At 40.7% G+C, this 16,719-nt stretch carries 16 protein-coding genes; 3 read left to right on the top strand and 13 right to left on the bottom strand.

Annotation, left to right across the window (positions count from 1 at the left end):
- The first annotated feature begins 41 nt into the window (after nucleotides 1-41).
- A complete protein-coding gene (dinB, locus tag B7695_RS08105; RefSeq protein ID WP_084890975.1) occupies nucleotides 42-1,103 on the top strand; it encodes a DNA polymerase IV in 1,062 nt (353 codons plus the stop codon).
- Between the two features lie 32 nt (nucleotides 1,104-1,135).
- Here the strand turns inward: dinB and B7695_RS08100 are convergent, their stop codons facing one another.
- Nucleotides 1,136-1,981 carry an undecaprenyl-diphosphate phosphatase gene (locus B7695_RS08100; RefSeq protein ID WP_084890973.1) on the bottom strand — a complete coding sequence of 282 codons (846 nt, stop codon included), beginning with the start codon at nucleotides 1,979-1,981 and terminating at the stop codon, nucleotides 1,136-1,138.
- Between the two features lie 61 nt (nucleotides 1,982-2,042).
- Nucleotides 2,043-3,932: a DUF2207 domain-containing protein gene (locus tag B7695_RS08095; protein ID WP_084890972.1), complete on the bottom strand. Its 1,890-nt coding sequence runs from the start codon at nucleotides 3,930-3,932 to the stop codon at nucleotides 2,043-2,045.
- A 139-nt stretch (nucleotides 3,933-4,071) separates the two neighbouring features.
- Between B7695_RS08095 and B7695_RS08090 the strand changes: the two genes are divergently transcribed.
- Nucleotides 4,072-5,637: an ABC transporter substrate-binding protein/permease gene (locus B7695_RS08090; protein WP_084890969.1), complete on the top strand. Its 1,566-nt coding sequence runs from the start codon at nucleotides 4,072-4,074 to the stop codon at nucleotides 5,635-5,637.
- Entirely contained in the window at nucleotides 5,637-6,377 is a 741-nt protein-coding gene (locus tag B7695_RS08085) for an amino acid ABC transporter ATP-binding protein (protein WP_000189477.1), read from the top strand. Before B7695_RS08090 ends, B7695_RS08085 begins: the two co-directional genes overlap by 1 nt.
- Nucleotides 6,378-6,581: 204 nt before the next feature.
- Here B7695_RS08085 and B7695_RS08075 read toward each other — a convergent pair whose 3' ends face one another.
- The 11 genes from B7695_RS08075 to B7695_RS08025 all read right to left on the bottom strand — a co-directional run bounded on the left by B7695_RS08075 (nucleotide 6,582) and on the right by B7695_RS08025 (nucleotide 16,677).
- The gene (locus B7695_RS08075; RefSeq protein WP_001130036.1) at nucleotides 6,582-6,797 is read right to left on the bottom strand and encodes a capsule biosynthesis transcriptional regulator; all 216 of its coding nucleotides are present in this window, start codon (nucleotides 6,795-6,797) and stop codon (nucleotides 6,582-6,584) included.
- 828 nt (nucleotides 6,798-7,625) lie between these two features.
- Entirely contained in the window at nucleotides 7,626-8,876 is a 1,251-nt protein-coding gene (ilvA, locus tag B7695_RS08070; RefSeq protein ID WP_084890967.1) for a threonine ammonia-lyase IlvA, read from the bottom strand.
- A gap of 115 nt (nucleotides 8,877-8,991) precedes the next feature.
- Entirely contained in the window at nucleotides 8,992-10,014 is a 1,023-nt protein-coding gene (gene ilvC, locus B7695_RS08065; protein WP_000290683.1) for a ketol-acid reductoisomerase, read from the bottom strand.
- A 65-nt stretch (nucleotides 10,015-10,079) separates the two neighbouring features.
- Nucleotides 10,080-10,556 (bottom strand): acetolactate synthase small subunit, encoded by a 477-nt coding sequence (gene ilvN, locus B7695_RS08060; RefSeq protein WP_001253803.1) that lies wholly within the window; start codon nucleotides 10,554-10,556, stop codon nucleotides 10,080-10,082.
- Nucleotides 10,549-12,249 (bottom strand): acetolactate synthase large subunit, encoded by a 1,701-nt coding sequence (locus tag B7695_RS08055; protein ID WP_061758876.1) that lies wholly within the window; start codon nucleotides 12,247-12,249, stop codon nucleotides 10,549-10,551. The genes ilvN and B7695_RS08055 overlap by 8 nt, the downstream gene beginning before the upstream one ends.
- 199 nt (nucleotides 12,250-12,448) lie before the next feature.
- Entirely contained in the window at nucleotides 12,449-14,116 is a 1,668-nt protein-coding gene (locus B7695_RS08050) for a DAK2 domain-containing protein (protein WP_084890965.1), read from the bottom strand.
- 2 nt (nucleotides 14,117-14,118) lie between these two features.
- Nucleotides 14,119-14,484: an Asp23/Gls24 family envelope stress response protein gene (locus tag B7695_RS08045; protein ID WP_000216437.1), complete on the bottom strand. Its 366-nt coding sequence runs from the start codon at nucleotides 14,482-14,484 to the stop codon at nucleotides 14,119-14,121.
- Nucleotides 14,485-14,639: 155 nt separating this feature from the next.
- A complete protein-coding gene (gene rpmB / locus B7695_RS08040; RefSeq protein WP_001140948.1) occupies nucleotides 14,640-14,828 on the bottom strand; it encodes a 50S ribosomal protein L28 in 189 nt (62 codons plus the stop codon).
- 106 nt (nucleotides 14,829-14,934) lie between these two features.
- Entirely contained in the window at nucleotides 14,935-15,609 is a 675-nt protein-coding gene (locus tag B7695_RS08035) for a LiaF transmembrane domain-containing protein (RefSeq protein ID WP_084890963.1), read from the bottom strand.
- A gap of 4 nt (nucleotides 15,610-15,613) precedes the next feature.
- Entirely contained in the window at nucleotides 15,614-16,060 is a 447-nt protein-coding gene (locus B7695_RS08030; protein WP_084890961.1) for a LytTR family DNA-binding domain-containing protein, read from the bottom strand.
- 113 nt (nucleotides 16,061-16,173) lie between these two features.
- Nucleotides 16,174-16,677, bottom strand: coding sequence for a phosphatase PAP2 family protein (locus B7695_RS08025; RefSeq protein ID WP_192855765.1), 504 nt, complete (start codon nucleotides 16,675-16,677; stop codon nucleotides 16,174-16,176).
- Nucleotides 16,678-16,719 lie beyond the last annotated feature (42 nt).

The raw sequence follows: 16,719 nt of genomic DNA, 5'->3' as shown, positions 1-16,719 counted from the left end.
AGGTATAATAAAAGAAAATAAGCAGTAAAAAGGTGCTAGGCATGTTGATTTTTCCTTTGTTAAATGATTTGTCAAGAAAAATCATCCATATTGACATGGATGCCTTTTTTGCTGCAGTGGAAATCAGGGATAATCCTAAACTCAGAGGAAAACCTGTCATTATCGGAAGCGACCCTCGGCAAACAGGTGGACGTGGTGTCGTTTCCACTTGTAGCTATGAGGCTCGAGTTTTTGGTGTCCATTCAGCCATGAGCTCCAAGGAAGCCTACGAACGTTGTCCCCAGGCAGTCTTTATCTCAGGGAATTATGAAAAATACAAGACTGTGGGACTCCAGATTCGAGCTATCTTTAAGCGCTATACAGATTTGATTGAACCTATGAGTATTGACGAAGCCTACTTGGATGTAACAGAAAATAAACTCGGTATCAAGTCAGCCGTCAAAATCGCTCGTCTCATTCAAGAGGATATCTGGCAGGAACTCCATCTAACTGCTTCTGCTGGCGTTTCTTATAACAAATTCTTAGCTAAAATGGCTAGTGATTATCAAAAACCACATGGTCTGACAGTAATTCTACCTGACCAAGCTGAGGATTTTCTCAAACAAATGGACGTGGCCAAGTTTCATGGAGTAGGAAAAAAGACGGTGGAACGGCTTCATCACATGGGTGTTTTTACTGGTGCTGACCTACTTGAAGTTCCTGAAGTGACCCTAATAGACCGCTTTGGCAGACTGGGCTATGACCTGTATCGAAAGGCTCGTGGCATTCACAACTCTCCAGTCAAATCCAATCGCATCCGTAAATCAATCGGCAAGGAAAAAACCTACGGGAAGATTCTCCGTGCCGAGGAAGATATCAAAAAAGAGCTGACTCTTCTATCAAAAAGAGTCGCTCTCAATCTACATCAACAAGAAAAAGCTGGAAAAATTGTCATTTTGAAAATTCGCTACGAGAACTTTTCAACTCTTACTAAACGAAAAAGCCTGGATCAAAAAACGCAGGATGCTAGTCAGATAAGCCAAATAGCCCTGCAACTCTATGAAGAGTTAAGCGAGAAAGAAAGAGGTGTCCGCCTGCTGGGGATTACCGTGACTGGATTTTAAAACCTTGAAGAGCTGCCCCTTCAAGGTTTTTCTTATACAAATAAACGTACAAAACTATAGAGCAACAAGACACCACCAAGCACGATACGGTATTTACCAAAAAGAGTAAAGTCGTGTTTTTTCACATAGCTGGTCAAGAAGCGAATAGCGACCATGCTGACTGCAAAAGCGACTCCCATCGCAACCAAGAGCAAGAACAATTGCCCAAAGCTCAAGAGCTGTCCTGCTTTCACAAATTTGAAAATCTTTAAGGCACTAGCTCCAAACATAACAGGAATCCCAAGATAGAAGGTAAATTCTGTCACAACTGAACGACTGGTTCCATTTAACAAACCACCGACAATCGTTGCACCTGAACGGCTAGTTCCTGGTAAAAGGGCAAGAACTTGGAAGAGACCGATATAGAAGGCTGTCGTATAAGGAAGCTTGTCCAACTCTGTTACACTTGGCTCGATAGCACGCGCTTTATTGCGCTTTTCCAAATAGATAAAGGCAATCCCGTAGATAATCAACATGAGAGCAACAGAAACCATGTTATGGAAGTGGGTATCAAACCAATCATCAAATTTAAAGACGCCAAGCAAAGGCAAGGTCGCAATCAAGACCTTCAACCATAGTCTCCAAGTCTTACGAACTTCCTGTTTGTCCTTAGTCGGTTTAAAGGGATTTAGTTTATTAAAGTAAATCACCATGACTGCTAAAATAGCACCAAGTTGAATCACGACATTAAACATGGACATAAAGGCTTCATTTTGATTTTGGTATTGGATAAATTCCTCTGCTAAAATCAAGTGACCTGTACTGGAAATCGGCAACCATTCTGTAATTCCTTCAACAATTCCGAAGAAGATAGATTTTAAAATTTCAATAAGATACATAGATTACTCCTTTTTTCTATCTTCCATTATAGCATACTTTTTCAGTCTATGGCAGTTCTCTTTAAAAGGCTCCGATACTGCCGCCACCTCCGCCTCCAGAGAAGCCACCGCCAGAACTTCCACTTCCAGAAGATACGGAGTAGGTACTTGCTGTATTTGCGATGCTGGCATAATGGCTCATTTGCGCGCTTGAATGATAAAACATACTATGCCAGCCATAAGCTACATAAAGATTGATATCTGGATTTTCCACTTGAATCTGATGAACCTTCATCAAATGGCTGACCTTGTCCGCATAGCCAAATAGGGTCGCATAGACCAAGAGGCGATTCCAGACCACAATACTTTCCAACTCTGCCTGATCCAATCGTGCAATCTCACGCAACATATTTTCAAAACTGGTCCAGAGATAGTAGACTTCTGCTCCTGCTTCATTTAGAACACCATCACGATTATCTAATCGAAGCTTCCAATAATAGAAAACAGCCAAAACCAAACCTAGAAAACCAAGTATTGGCAAAAGGAGGTAAAGATAGCCATAAACGTCCAAACTGTACAAGAACAAACCAAATCCGATAAATAGGGGTAGGATAGTAGAGAGTCCCATCCCCACTTGCAAGGCCTTTTCTCTACCAGTCAAGGGACGATAATAATCCGGAAGCCCCCAGAAGGAAACTCGACTTCTCACTCCTTCTTGCATCTGGTTCAATACCTCTTCAAAAGATGATTTGAGCTGACGTCCCTTTGCTTGAATCCGTTTTTCATCAGAGACTTTTGCTCTACGATAAAGACTATCAGATACCTTGTAATCCGCAAACAAATTGGAAAGAGTTTCTTCTTTTTTACCTGAAAAAGTTAGATTTAGGCAGTCTTTCTCAAAATTTGACAAACCATCTTCTTTTACCAGCCTCAAGCCAACTGCGTCTCCTTCTGAAATGATAGAGACATTCCCACGGTCTATCACATCTAGCAAGGTAGCTTGAATAAGTTGGTCAAAGGTGAATTTTCCTGCTCCTTTGGTTAGAGGACTCACTTCCTCCAAGGAGGTCGAGTAGACAGCCTCTGATAAAACCATAGGCTCTAATTCCATCGGCGGTTCATAGAGACGATGATTTTTGGCATATTTGACGGAAGGAGTGGTCTTTCTTCTATAAATAAAATAAAAGCAGACACTCAATAACAAGGAGATAGAAAGTATCAAGGGGAAGACCCAAGTAAGGAGTTGTTTACTTTGCTCTTTTTCTTTAACAATAGAGTCTTCTATCTTATTAAACTCTTCTAAACGATTCCCTTTCAAGTCCTGATCCCTAGCGCTAGCAAAATCGGTCCGAGGCCAGTAGGCATGCAATTCAACTCCACGCTTAGCCGGAAGATTGTCCAAACGAATAGTATAATCAAGGTTACTCTTTTCAACCGTTCCCTCTCTAAAGAGTTTCCCTGTATGGAAAAAGAGTTTTTCAGCCCCCTTATCTCCCCTTACATGAAATTCAAACTTTCCAATAGTTCCTGAACTATCTGTTAAAGGTTGCCAATTTAATTCAGCGATATCATCATAAAGGAAAAGCAAATTCTTTAAGTTCCAGATAAGGTCAACTTCAACTGTGTCGCCTTCTTGACCTGGATTATAAACTTTAACAGTATAACCATCTGCTCCTTCTATCACTTCGCTCGTAACATCTGTCAGTTCAGCACCGTTTTTCGCAGCCTGAACCTTTGGATGAGGGTCAATGTCAAATCCACTAGGCATCTTGCCAGCACGTCCAAGTCCCACGATTTGGCCCTTAAAGTCCTCCTCAAACTGATAAACTATCTTTTGTCTGAATTCTGCCGTATTGTCTGCATGAATATACAAATCCCCTTGGTAGGAATTTATCTTGAAATCAATGGCAAAAACAGAGAGTGGCAGAAGGCAAAACAAGCCTAACACTAGTAAGAAAAAAGTTTTTTTCATCAAACAAGCCCCCCTTTTTATCTTTGCTATCATTATATCATTTTTTCTCAAGTAAGGGCTTACCCATATTGAAAAATAAAGTTTTTTTCGATAAAATAGGAGACAGTTATTTTTTAATAGATTAGAAATAGGAGAAATCATGAAAAAAATATACTTATCTATTTTCACAAGTCTCTTGCTGATGCTGGGACTTGTCAATGTTGCCCAAGCCGATGAATATTTACGCATCGGGATGGAAGCAGCATATGCCCCCTTTAACTGGACTCAGGATGATGATAGCAATGGGGCTGTCAAAATCGATGGGACCAACCAGTATGCCAACGGATACGATGTTCAAATCGCCAAGAAAATCGCTAAGGACTTAGGTAAAGAACCTTTGGTTGTTAAAACCAAGTGGGAAGGTCTAGTCCCTGCCCTCACTTCCGGTAAGATTGACATGATTATCGCAGGTATGAGCCCTACTGCTGAACGCAAACAAGAAATTGCCTTTTCAAGCAGTTACTACACTAGCGAACCAGTTCTACTTGTCAAAAAAGATTCTGCTTATGCAAATGCAAAATCTTTGGATGACTTTAACGGTGCAAAAATCACTTCTCAACAAGGTGTCTACCTTTATGACTTGATTGCACAAATCACAGGTGCTAAAAAAGAAACAGCCATGGGAGACTTCGCTCAAATGCGCCAAGCTCTTGAGGCTGGTGTCATCGACGCCTATGTTTCTGAACGCCCAGAAGCTCTGACTGCTGAAGCTGCTAACTCTAAGTTCAAGATGGTCCAAGTAGAACCTGGTTTCAAAACTGGGGAAGAAGATACAGCTATCGCCATTGGACTTCGTAAAGATGACAATCGTATTAGCCAAATCAATGCCAGCATTGAAACCATTTCAAAAGACGACCAAGTTGCCTTGATGGATCGTATGATTAAGGAACAACCTGCCGAAGCTACAACAACTGAAGAGACTAGCAGTAGTTTCTTTAGCCAAGTTGCTAAAATTCTTTCTGAAAACTGGCAACAACTCTTGCGTGGTGCTGGTATCACTCTTTTAATCTCTATCGTCGGAACCATCACAGGTCTCATTATCGGCCTTGCCATTGGTGTTTTCCGTACTGCTCCACTATCTGAAAACAAAGCCATTTACGGCCTACAAAAACTAGTCGGCTGGATTCTCAATGTCTACATTGAAATTTTCCGTGGTACACCAATGATTGTTCAATCGATGGTTATCTACTATGGAACTGCCCAAGCTTTCGGTATCAACCTTGACCGTACACTAGCTGCTATCTTCATCGTTTCAATCAATACCGGTGCCTACATGACTGAAATCGTCCGTGGTGGTATCCTGGCAGTTGACAAGGGACAATTCGAAGCTGCGACTGCTCTTGGTATGACTCATAACCAAACCATGCGTAAGATTGTCCTACCTCAGGTTGTCCGCAATATCCTACCAGCAACTGGTAATGAATTTGTCATCAATATCAAAGATACATCTGTATTGAACGTTATCTCTGTTGTCGAACTTTATTTCTCAGGAAATACCGTGGCAACTCAAACCTATCAATACTTCCAGACATTTACAATCATCGCCGTGATTTACTTTGTCCTCACCTTCACCGTAACACGTATCCTACGCTTCATCGAACGCCGCATGGACATGGATACCTATACTACAGGTGCTAACCAAATGCAAACGGAGGATTTGAAATAATGACACAAGCAATCCTTGAAATTAAACACCTCAAAAAATCCTATGGACAAAACGAAGTGCTAAAAGACATTTCTCTGACTGTCCACAAGGGAGAGGTCATCTCTATCATCGGAAGCTCTGGAAGTGGGAAATCGACCTTCCTACGCTCCATTAACCTCCTTGAAACGCCAACTGATGGACAAATCCTTTATCATGGACAAAACGTCCTCGAAAAAGGCTATGACCTCACGCAATACCGTGAAAAGTTGGGGATGGTGTTCCAATCCTTTAACCTCTTTGAAAATCTCAACGTGCTTGAAAACACAATTGTCGCTCAGACAACTGTCCTTAAACGCGAACGTACAGAAGCTGAAAAGATTGCCAAAGAAAACCTAGAAAAGGTCGGCATGGGAGAACGCTACTGGCAAGCGAAACCAAAACAACTCTCAGGTGGTCAAAAACAACGTGTGGCCATCGCTCGTGCCCTTTCAATGAATCCTGACGCTATTCTCTTTGATGAACCAACATCAGCTCTCGATCCAGAAATGGTTGGAGAGGTCCTCAAAATCATGCAGGATCTAGCTCAGGAAGGCTTGACTATGATTGTCGTAACCCACGAAATGGAATTCGCCCGTGATGTCTCTCACCGTGTTATCTTTATGGATAAGGGGGTGATTGCTGAAGAAGGCAAACCAGAAGACCTCTTCACCAATCCTAAAGAAGACCGTACAAAAGAATTCCTTCAACGTTATCTCAAATAAAAAGAAAAGGCTGCATCAATCGTGCAGTCTTTTTGCTGTCCTCATACTCTTCGAAAATCTCTTCAAACCACGTCAGCTCTATCTGCAACCTCAAAACAGTGTTTTGAGCAGCCTACGGCTAGCTTCCTAGTTTACTCTTTGATTTTCATTGAGTATCAAAATGAAAAGGCAGACCTTATTCAAGAATCCGCCATTATCCAAAGATTAATCTTCAAATTTTTCATGATTTTTTTCATAGAAATCAATTAAACCTAGAGCTGTTTCAAATGAAATATTTTTTACTTTTGCACGACCCTGCGCTAGAGCAATGATAGACATTTCACGCGCATTCGTTTCTTTAGAGATACGGTAGCCTGTGATTTTCTTATCACGAACCCAGCCAACAACTGATTCTACTTTTTCAAAGTTTGACTTAGCCATGTTCTTCTCCTATTTTCTTCTTTACGTTATATTATTCTATACGTTTTTATGTCTTTTGTCAATAAAAAAACATATATTCAATAAAATAAATGATTCAGAATCTTCTTACTTCCTTTTTAAAGCCGATAATATATAGGTTTTTGCTTACTATAACCCATTAGTAAGCCCCTAAAAAACAATTGCATTATTAAACTTTAAATTCGTAAAAATATTCATACAAACTAAATACTAGTTTCTCAATAGGATAGACAGGATTTACTATTTCATTCTATACGTTCCTTTTAAATCAACAAGTCCACTAAAGATAGTCTTTCACTCCACACTATCTCTAAACTATTCCGTTTTCTTTCTCCTTCTTTGGTTCCTTTCCTGTCCTTATCTATATCTTATTTATTTCACAACCGGTACTACTTACTTTGTCCAATCTTGCACCTTCTGATTACACACCCGCTTCCCAGCTAGTCATTTGAAAACAGCAGCACTTGCCGTTTCATGTCTAGCACTATTGTTTATCTCACGAGTTTTTTCAGCCGACTTACCTAGTAACCATCTCACAAACATTGATTATTTTTTCTATTTCCTATTATATTTAGTGAAAGTTCAAATTAGGGATATATACAATTGGGGATTTCAAAAAATTTCCTTATATAGTAAGTAATTCTGTCGCCTCAATATAAACAGAATCAAACATAATAGGTGCTATAGTGAGTTGTAGTAGAAATAGCACGATAGATTTCCTAAGTCCATAGGAATCGCCCCCTTTCTTCATCCTCATTATAACACCTATACATCGGTTGTGCAAATAATATGATATTTTTTTATTAGTCCTCAGACAAGCATATTATATAGCGTTTCATTACCATTTAAGTTAATATAAGCTGGATCAAAACCTTCCATTCGACGAATCAATCCTGCATAATCATGCTTATCTGCTAAAGCTATCCCAATCAATACAGGCCCTGTCCCCTTGCTAGCTCGTTTGATATACTCAAATCGTGTGATATCATCATTTGGTCCCAGGATATCATTTACAAACTCACGCAGAGCACCTGGACGCTGTGGAAAATTGACCACAAAGTAATGCTTGATACCATCATAAATCAAGGCACGTTCTTCCATTTCTGGCATACGGTTGATATCATTATTTCCTCCAGAAATGATACAACAAATGGTTTTCCCCTTGATATATTCAGCTAAAACCTCTAGAGAGGCGATACTAGCTGCTCCAGCAGGTTCTGCTACAATCCCTTGCTTAGAGTAGAGGTCAATCAAGGTTTCAGAAATCAATCCCTCATCGACACCTACCAAAGTTTGAACATGTTGACGAGTTGCTTCATAGGTCAATTGACCTACCTTTTGTACAGCAATCCCATCCGCAAATTTGTCAATTTCTTTGAGTTTAACAGGTCCACCAGCTTCAAAGGCAGCCTTCATGGAACGCGCTCCATTAGCCTCTACCCCAATGACTTCAATTTCTGGACTTGTTTCCTTGATATAGGTAGAAACCCCAGCAATGAGACCACCGCCGCCAACAGGGACCAAAACAGCATCAAAATCAATCGACTCTTTTCGAGCCTCTTCTAAAATCTCATAAGCAACTGTCCCTTGACCAGCTTGAACATGGGCATCATCAAAGGGATCAATAAAGGTACGATTTTCAGAGACTGTAAATTCTTGAGCTGCTTTAGCTGAGGCATCAAAGGTATCTCCAACTAGTTTAATGGTCACGAAATCCCCACCAAAAAAGCGAACCTGCCCAATTTTTTGTTGCGGAGTAGTAATGGGCATAAAAATAGTAGCAGGAATTTTCATCTCATTACAAGTATAGGCAACTCCCTGCGCATGATTTCCCGCAGAGGCACAGACTACCCCACGCTCACGCTCTTCCTCGCTGAGCTGAGAAATAGCGTAATAGGCACCACGAATTTTAAAAGAGCGAACACGTTGGGCATTTTCCTTTTTCAAATAAATCTTAGCACCATACTTCTCCGATAAATAATGGTCATAATCAAGCGGTGTATTAACGACCACACCATTCAAGACCTTATGAGCCTTGATTATATCTTTTGAACTTAACATCATTTTCTCCTAGACTATTTCATACTTATCTCAATCCATCCTTTTAAAAAGAGATGAATTGATTATAAAAGCGAGTTAGGTCCCCCCAACTCGCCTTCAACTTGATTTCTATCAATTAGTTGTAGATTTTGAATGCATCGTCGTCGTTTTTACCAACGAATGGCATTGCTTTACGCAATTCTGCACCAACTTTTTCAATTTCAAGGTTAGCTGCTTGTTCACGGTAAGCAGTCAATTTTGGACGTCCAGCTTTATAGTCATTTACAAAGTCATTTGCAAATTTACCATTTTGGATGTCTGCCAAGACAGCCTTCATATTTTCTTTAACTTGCTCAGTGATTACACGTGGACCTGATACATAGTCACCGTACTCAGCAGTGTTTGAAATTGATTGACGCATTTTCTTGAATCCACCTTCGTAGATCAAGTCAACGATCAATTTCATTTCGTGAAGAACTTCAAAGTAAGCCAATTCTGGAGCGTATCCTGCTTCTGTCAAAACTTCGAAACCTGCTTCGATAAGGGCAGTCAAACCACCACAAAGTACAGCTTGTTCACCAAACAAATCTTCTTCAGTTTCTTCTTTGTAAGTTGTTTCAAGAAGACCTACACGAGCTGCTCCAACACCTTTACACCAGTCCATAGCAATGTTTTTAGCATTTCCTGTTGCATCTTGGTATACTGCATAAAGAGCTGGAACACCAAATCCTTCTTCATAAGTACGACGTACCAAGTGTCCTGGTCCTTTAGGAGCACACATGAAGACATCTACATCCGCAGGAACTTTGATAAACTCAAAGTGGATATTGAAACCATGAGCAAATCCAACTGCGTTTCCAGCTTCCAAGTTTGGAGCGATTTCTGCTTCGTACAATTCTTGTTGGATTTCGTCTGGTGCCAAAATCATGATAACATCAGCCAATTTAGTTGCTTCTGCTACTGTGTAAGTGTCAAATCCGTCTTCTTTTGCTTTGTCAAAAGATTTACCTGGACGTACACCGATAATAACGTCACGACCTGAATCACGCAAGTTTTGAGCATGCGCATGTCCTTGTGAACCATAACCGATAACGGCGATTTTTTTACCGTCAAGTGCTGCTACTTTAACATCTTTTTCGTATTCCATTTGAACTGCCATAGTTTTTCTCTCTTTTCTATTATTTATTGCCTTTTAGGCTGGTTTAACAAATTTTAGTTGGATTTTTAATCGCGGGTAAATCCAGTTGCACCCGTACGAGCAATATTACGAATACCGTATGGTCGAATGACTCGCAACAGGGCTTCACTCTTTTCAGCATTTCCTGTCATCTGAATGGTAATTGAGCTTGGTGCTACGTCTACCACCGTTGCACGGAAAGGTTGAATAATCGCTAGAATCTCAGCTCGCTTCTCAGCTGGTGCTGACATCTTAACCAAAATCACCTCGCGCTCCAAATGAGGCTTGTCTGTAATATCACGAATACGAATCACATCAATTTGACGATTGAGTTGCTTGATGATTTGCTCGACTTCATCATGTGAAGCTACATCAATAATAATAGTGATCCGCGATACATTCGGATCTTCTGTTGCTCCAACAGAGATGCTTTCGATATTAACCTGACGACGAGATAGGACACCTGTAAAGCGATTGAGGACTCCTGAACGATTTTGTAGTTTTGCTGTTAACATTCTACGCATGGAACTTCACCCCCAACATCTCATGATTACTCTTACCAGCTGGTACCATCGGTAACACCTGTTCCTTACGAGAAATATCTACCTCGATTAGCATAGGAACATTCTCAGTGATGACTTCAAGGTCTTGATCCAAGGTCTCAGGATTGTCAAACTTATAGTTTTTAATACCGTAAGCTTGTGCCATCAATTGGAAATCTGGAAGGGTATCAAAGACTGACTCTGATGTTCTACCTTCATAGAAGGATTCCTGCCACTGGCGAACCATTCCAAGTGAGTGGTTGTTCAGCATAACCACCTTGATTGGCACCTTGTAAATGTTCAAAATAGCCAATTCTTGGTTAGTCATTTGGAAACCACCATCCCCAACAAACAAGACTACTTCCTTATCTGGGTTAGCAATTTTAGCACCGATTGCTGCTGGAATTCCAAATCCCATCGTTCCCAAACCACCTGAAGTCACTAACTGACGTTCATTTTGGTAGGGATAATACTGGGCTGTCCACATTTGGTGTTGACCAACGTCTGTTACCACAATGGCATCACCATTCGTCAACTCACCAATGCGTTCAATAACGGCTTGAGGTTGAACCACACGCTCTTTCTTATCATAAGAACGAACGCGGTTCTTGTCTTTAGTAACTTTTTCAATCCATTTCTCAGTATTGTTATGAACGGTTGGTTCGGCCAGCAACATTTGCAAGGCTTTCTTCGCATCTCCAACTACAGGAATATCCGCGCTGATAATCTTGCCAATCTCGGCTGGGTCAATATCAATGTGAGCAACCTTGGCATTCTTAGCGAAGGTCTTAGGATTTCCTGTCAAGCGGTCATCGAAACGGCAACCAATACTAATCATAAAGTCAGCTTCCGTCATGGCAATATTAGCTGCGAACGACCCGTGCATACCTCCCATTCCAAGGAAGAGTGGATGACTCGTTGCAATCGTTCCTTGTCCCAAAAGGCTGGTTACCACTGGAATTTGATAGCGTTCTGCAAATTCATTTAATTCTGCCGCAGCCTCAGCATAACTAATTCCACCACCAGCTAGCAAGACTGGCTTTTTAGCCTTGGATAATTGCTTCAAGATTTTCTTGATTTGCATATCATTTGGCTCAAGAGTCGGCTGATAACTTGGTAGGTTCACTTCTGGTGAATAAATGAAGTCTGTTTCTAAAGCAGATACGTCTTTAGGTAGGTCAATGACAACTGGCCCTGGACGACCTGTAGTTGCGATATGGACAGCTTCCGTAATGATACGCGGAATATCAGCTGTCTCACGAACTTGGTAATTGTACTTAGTGATTGGCATGGTAATTCCCACGATATCTGCCTCCTGAAAGGCATCTTTCCCAATCCCTGCTCGCGCCACCTGACCTGTAAAGACCAAAAGGGGAACGCTATCGCTCATGGCATCTGCAATCCCTGTAATGGCATTGGTTGCTCCTGGTCCACTAGTGACGACGGCAACACCCAACTTTCCAGTTGATTTGGCATAACCTTCAGCTTCGTGCAAACAACCTTGCTCATGGCGTCCTAGAATGTGGCGAATGCCTTTAAAATTATATATCGCATCATAAAAAGGCAAGACTGCACCACCAGGATAACCAAAGATGGTATCAATTCCTAAATCACGAAGTGTTTCCAAAACTAGGTCCGACCCCGTCTTAGGAGACTCTAAACTGATTTTCTCCATTGTTCCCCTTTCTCTTCTCTTAAAAATAACTTGTTACTATCATACCATTTTTTCAAGATTTTTCAAGAGAAAAGAAGAAATTTTCTGAATTTTCTATTTTAACGTTTTTTTATGAATATTATTTTTGTTTTTATTTAAAAGATAGCGATTTCATTATTCAAAAAGAAAAAAGAACTGATTTCTCAGTCCTTCATTAATCTTATTCCACACTAAATAGGTATGGGTAAACTGGTTGTTGGCCTTGGTGGATTTCGACTTCAACGTCTTCGAATTCTTCTGCGATTTCTTGGGCAATTTCATTAGCAAGTTCTTCACTTCCGTCTTCACCGACATAAAAGGTTACAATTTCACTATCTTCATCCAACATATGTTTCAATGTTTCTGTCAAGGTTTGGTGCATATCAGGGTTTGACACAAGAATTTTCCCATCAACCATACCAAGATTATCGTTTTCATGGATTTCTAAGCCATCAATCGTTGTATCACGCACAGCTGTTGTGACGCTTCCGCTAACGACATCGCTAAGGGCTACAGTCATACGCTCTTGGTTTTCTTCGATGGACTTGCTTGGATCAAAGGCAAGAAGGCTTGTCAAACCTTGTGGTAAAGTACGAGCCTCTACCACTACTGCTGGTTGCTCCAAAACTTCTGCTGCAGATTGAGCTGCCATGAAGATATTCTTGTTGTTTGGTAGGAAGATAATGTTACGAGCGTTGACCTGTTCAACAGCCTTGATAAAGTCTTCTGTTGAAGGGTTCATAGTTTGACCGCCTTCAATAACATAATCTACACCTTGAGAACGGAAGATATCTGCTAGACCTTTACCAGCCACCACAGCAATCAAAGCATACTCTTTTTCTTCAGCCGGCTTGCTCACTTGAGCCGCTTCTTTTTCAACCTGTGCTTCGTGTTGGTTCCGCATATTATCAACTTTTACCTTGACCAAGCTACCATATTTGAGACCTTCTTGCATAACCAGTCCTGGATCTTCTGTATGGACATGGACTTTGACGATTTCATCATCGTTGACAACAAGAAGAGAATCCCCAAGTTCATTCAAGTAGTTACGGAATTCGTCGTAGTCAAAATCTTTAGCATAGGTTGGACCTTGTTTAAGGGCTACCATGATTTCAGTACAGTAACCAAATGTGATATCCTCAGTCGCTACATGACCAGCTACAGACTTGTGGTGCTCCGCATTGATCATTTCACTCATATTAGCAGGAGTAGCTACAAAGTCCTCAGATGCAATATATTCACCAGTAAGGGCTGAAAGGAAACCTTCATAGATGAAGACCAGTCCTTGACCACCTGAATCCACAACGCCAACTTCTTTCAATACTGGAAGCATGTCTGGTGTTTTAGCTAGAGCTGTTTTAGCACCCTCTAAAGCTGCACGCATTACTTCAACAGCGTCATCTGTTTGCTCAGCTTTTTTCTTAGCACCGATAGCAGCTCCACGTGAAACTGTCAAAATCGTTCCTTCAACTGGTTTCATAACGGCCTTATAGGCAACTTCCACACCTGATTGGAAGGCAAGGGCCAAGTCTTGACCTGTTAACTCGTCTTTATCCTTGATGGCTTGTGAAAATCCACGGAAAAGCTGAGACGTAATAACTCCTGAGTTCCCACGCGCGCCCATCAAAAGACCTTTAGCAAGAATGCTCGCTACCTCTCCAACTGTAGAAGCTGGCTTGTCTGCAACTTCTTTAGCTCCATTTTCAATGGTCATTCCCATGTTTGTTCCGGTATCTCCATCTGGAACTGGAAAGACGTTTAATGAATTGACATATTCAGCTTGCTTATTCAAGCGAGTTGATGCAGCCTGCACCATTTCTTGAAATAAGCTAGTAGTAATTTTTGACACGATTATTCTCCTACAACTTTGATATTTTGAATGTAGACATTTACAGTCTGAGCAGTAATTCCAAGTTGGTTTTCCAAACTAAAACGAACACGCTCTTGAATGTTTTTTGACACTTCGCTAATCTTTGTTCCGTAGCTCAACACGGTATATACATCAACTGCAATACTGCCATCTTCGGCTGCCTTTACGACGACACCTTTGGAATAATTTTCCTTACCTAGAAGGGCTTGGAAATTATCTTTGAGGGCATTTTTACTAGCCATACCGACCACACCAAAAATCTCAGTTGCTGCTCCACCTACGACGGTTGCAATCACTTCATCTGTTAGTTCGATTTGACCATCTTTTGTATTAATTTTTACAGTCATCCTTTTTACCTCAACTAGTTGATACTCTATTTTATCATATTTCATCCCAAGTGTAAAAGCAGAATACTGTATCAGCGGATATTTACTCTATTTTTCAAATGATTTTATATCTACAGTAAAAGAAAAAAGACCCTAAGGTCTCCTTACTTTTATTATTAAACGCGTTCAACTTTACCTGATTTCAAAGCACGAGCTGAAGCCCAAACTTTTTTAGGTTTACCATCGATAAGAACAGTAACTTTTTGAAGGTTTGGTTTTACGGCACGTTTTGTTTGGTTCATCGCGTGTGAACGGTTGTTTCCTGATACAGTCTTACGACCTGTAAAGTAACATACTTTAGCCATTGTGTTTTCCTCCTATTAGATCTAATATAGCGGATGTGCTAGCACCACATACTGTACTATGTTATCACACTTTCTTCATTTTTGCAAGGGAATTGGAAGATTTTTTTTATTTAACGTAGACAATTTCCAACTTCCCAAAAGCCACATCTCCACGGATAATCAAAGTTTTTCTGGTTGGAGCTAGAGAAGTATCTGCCTTGGCTACACCACAGAAAGTTTCCACCTTCAAATCCACTCGCCAATGTTGGGGAACATAGATAACTGCATTGCCAAAACCAACTTCTACTTTCAGGGTTGCAGTGTCTCCTAAAATCTCTGCATTGTCGTAATATATCTTAGCATTGCCAAAACCAACTTCTACTTGGTCATCTACCAATTCTTGGTTTTGCTTGTAGAAAGTCCCAGTCCCAAAAGCGACTTCCTTGTCTGTAAGAATGGTCTTTTCACCATCATACCACCATTTTTTCCCATTCCAAGTTCTGTTAGAATGAGTAAGTGCGTTGACACCCAGTACGATTAAAATACTAGCCCAGAATAGTGACTGATTTGGAATCGGTAAAATATCATAAAAGTGGTTAACAATCATTAAGGCCACTAGGGCTGTAAAAGAGGCTGAAGTTAAGTGACGACGCAACAAAGCTCCAACTGATTGGTAGGCAAAAAATGCAATACCAAGCAAGGGCCAAATTTGCCCACCGAATGAAGGGATTCCAAAATTCCCTTGTAATAATATTAAAGCCGCCAAAATGAGCAACACAATACCAAATGATTTCTTTTTCATGTTCTTACCTCATGTTTCTTAAATTTTCTTTTAGGAGGGATTGGTAATGTCGTGAGACATGAACCTCCTTGTGGGTCTGATAAAAGGAAATGGTGCCCGTTCCTGAAAAGGACTTGTCTACCGAATAGATTTGCCGAATATTAGCGATCGTTGACTTGGATACCCGACTAAAATAGCGAGGAAGGATAACCTCTAACTCATAGAGTTTAAGCCGAACCTCATAGGCATCTTTCTGGGTATGGGCATAAATCTTGCTACCTTCCGTCTCAAAGAAGAGAATTTCCGATAAGTCCAGATAATATTCACCCGTCCCCTTGTAAAAAATCAACCTCGGAGACTTGGACTCTTGCAAGAGGCGCTGTAAATCCGCAATCTCATCTGTCAAAGTCGCTGCCTTGATGACAATTTCAGTTTCCTCTAAACTGCTGTCAATTTCGATTCGTAACTTCATTCCATCTCCTTTCTGACTCTACTATATCAAAGCTAAAATAAGAAAACAAGAGCAAAAAGGCAAGTGGTTACTTTAACCCCGTAAGTGGTTCTAGGACCAGCTTAACTTACAGGTCAAAATAGAAAGAAAATCACACCCCACACAAGGGCACAAATATAACCAACCACTACATCCTTGGGATAATGCACGCCACCTGAGACTCTCACGAGACCAAGGAGGGCTGACAAGACCAACAAGATAACCCCTACAGATAAACTAGCATGCAAGCAAGCCATGGAGATAATGGTTGCTGAAAAGACATGACGACTGGGCATAGACTGACCAGGACTATCTCTGTCTAGTAGCGGGATAATTTCCCAAACTTCATAAGGCCTAGGAACATTGACTTTCTTACGGAGAAGGGACAAAATCACAAAACCTGACGCTGGGATAAACACATAAATCAAGATTTGTCTCCCAAGTCCTTCTTGGAAATAGGTAGTGGCTAATAAGGCTATATAAACTATAGGCATAACTACGGTCATGAACCGATTGAAAGCTCTTAACAGTCTCAGAAAGATAGGCTTATTTTCAATCTTACCAGCAATATGGTTATACCATTCTTGATAATTTTTCATATATTTTCTCATCACTTACTCAAATTTTGCTTATAGGGAAGC

This window comes from Streptococcus mitis, assembly GCF_002096845.1.
GTDB lineage: Bacteria > Bacillota > Bacilli > Lactobacillales > Streptococcaceae > Streptococcus > Streptococcus mitis_A.
The sequence above is the reverse complement of the archived record's forward strand: the minus strand, read 5'-3'. Positions and strand labels throughout refer to the sequence as shown.

Bases quoted from the DNA above. Each gene is read 5' to 3' on its own strand.
- B7695_RS08100 (WP_084890973.1), bottom strand. From the start codon at position 1,981: ATGTATCTTATTGAAATTTTAAAATCTATCTTCTTCGGAATTGTTGAA.
- ilvA (WP_084890967.1), bottom strand. From the start codon at position 8,876: ATGTTAAGTTCAAAAGATATAATCAAGGCTCATAAGGTCTTGAATGGT.
- B7695_RS08030 (WP_084890961.1), bottom strand. From the start codon at position 16,060: ATGAAGTTACGAATCGAAATTGACAGCAGTTTAGAGGAAACTGAAATT.
- B7695_RS08085 (WP_000189477.1), top strand. From the start codon at position 5,637: ATGACACAAGCAATCCTTGAAATTAAACACCTCAAAAAATCCTATGGA.
- ilvN (WP_001253803.1), bottom strand. From the start codon at position 10,556: ATGCGTAGAATGTTAACAGCAAAACTACAAAATCGTTCAGGAGTCCTC.
- rpmB (WP_001140948.1), bottom strand. From the start codon at position 14,828: ATGGCTAAAGTATGTTACTTTACAGGTCGTAAGACTGTATCAGGAAAC.
- B7695_RS08045 (WP_000216437.1), bottom strand. From the start codon at position 14,484: ATGACTGTAAAAATTAATACAAAAGATGGTCAAATCGAACTAACAGAT.
- B7695_RS08055 (WP_061758876.1), bottom strand. From the start codon at position 12,249: ATGGAGAAAATCAGTTTAGAGTCTCCTAAGACGGGGTCGGACCTAGTT.
- B7695_RS08035 (WP_084890963.1), bottom strand. From the start codon at position 15,609: ATGAAAAAGAAATCATTTGGTATTGTGTTGCTCATTTTGGCGGCTTTA.
- B7695_RS08090 (WP_084890969.1), top strand. From the start codon at position 4,072: ATGAAAAAAATATACTTATCTATTTTCACAAGTCTCTTGCTGATGCTG.
- ilvC (WP_000290683.1), bottom strand. From the start codon at position 10,014: ATGGCAGTTCAAATGGAATACGAAAAAGATGTTAAAGTAGCAGCACTT.
- B7695_RS08075 (WP_001130036.1), bottom strand. From the start codon at position 6,797: ATGGCTAAGTCAAACTTTGAAAAAGTAGAATCAGTTGTTGGCTGGGTT.
- B7695_RS08095 (WP_084890972.1), bottom strand. From the start codon at position 3,932: ATGAAAAAAACTTTTTTCTTACTAGTGTTAGGCTTGTTTTGCCTTCTG.
- B7695_RS08025 (WP_192855765.1), bottom strand. From the start codon at position 16,677: ATGAAAAATTATCAAGAATGGTATAACCATATTGCTGGTAAGATTGAA.
- dinB (WP_084890975.1), top strand. From the start codon at position 42: ATGTTGATTTTTCCTTTGTTAAATGATTTGTCAAGAAAAATCATCCAT.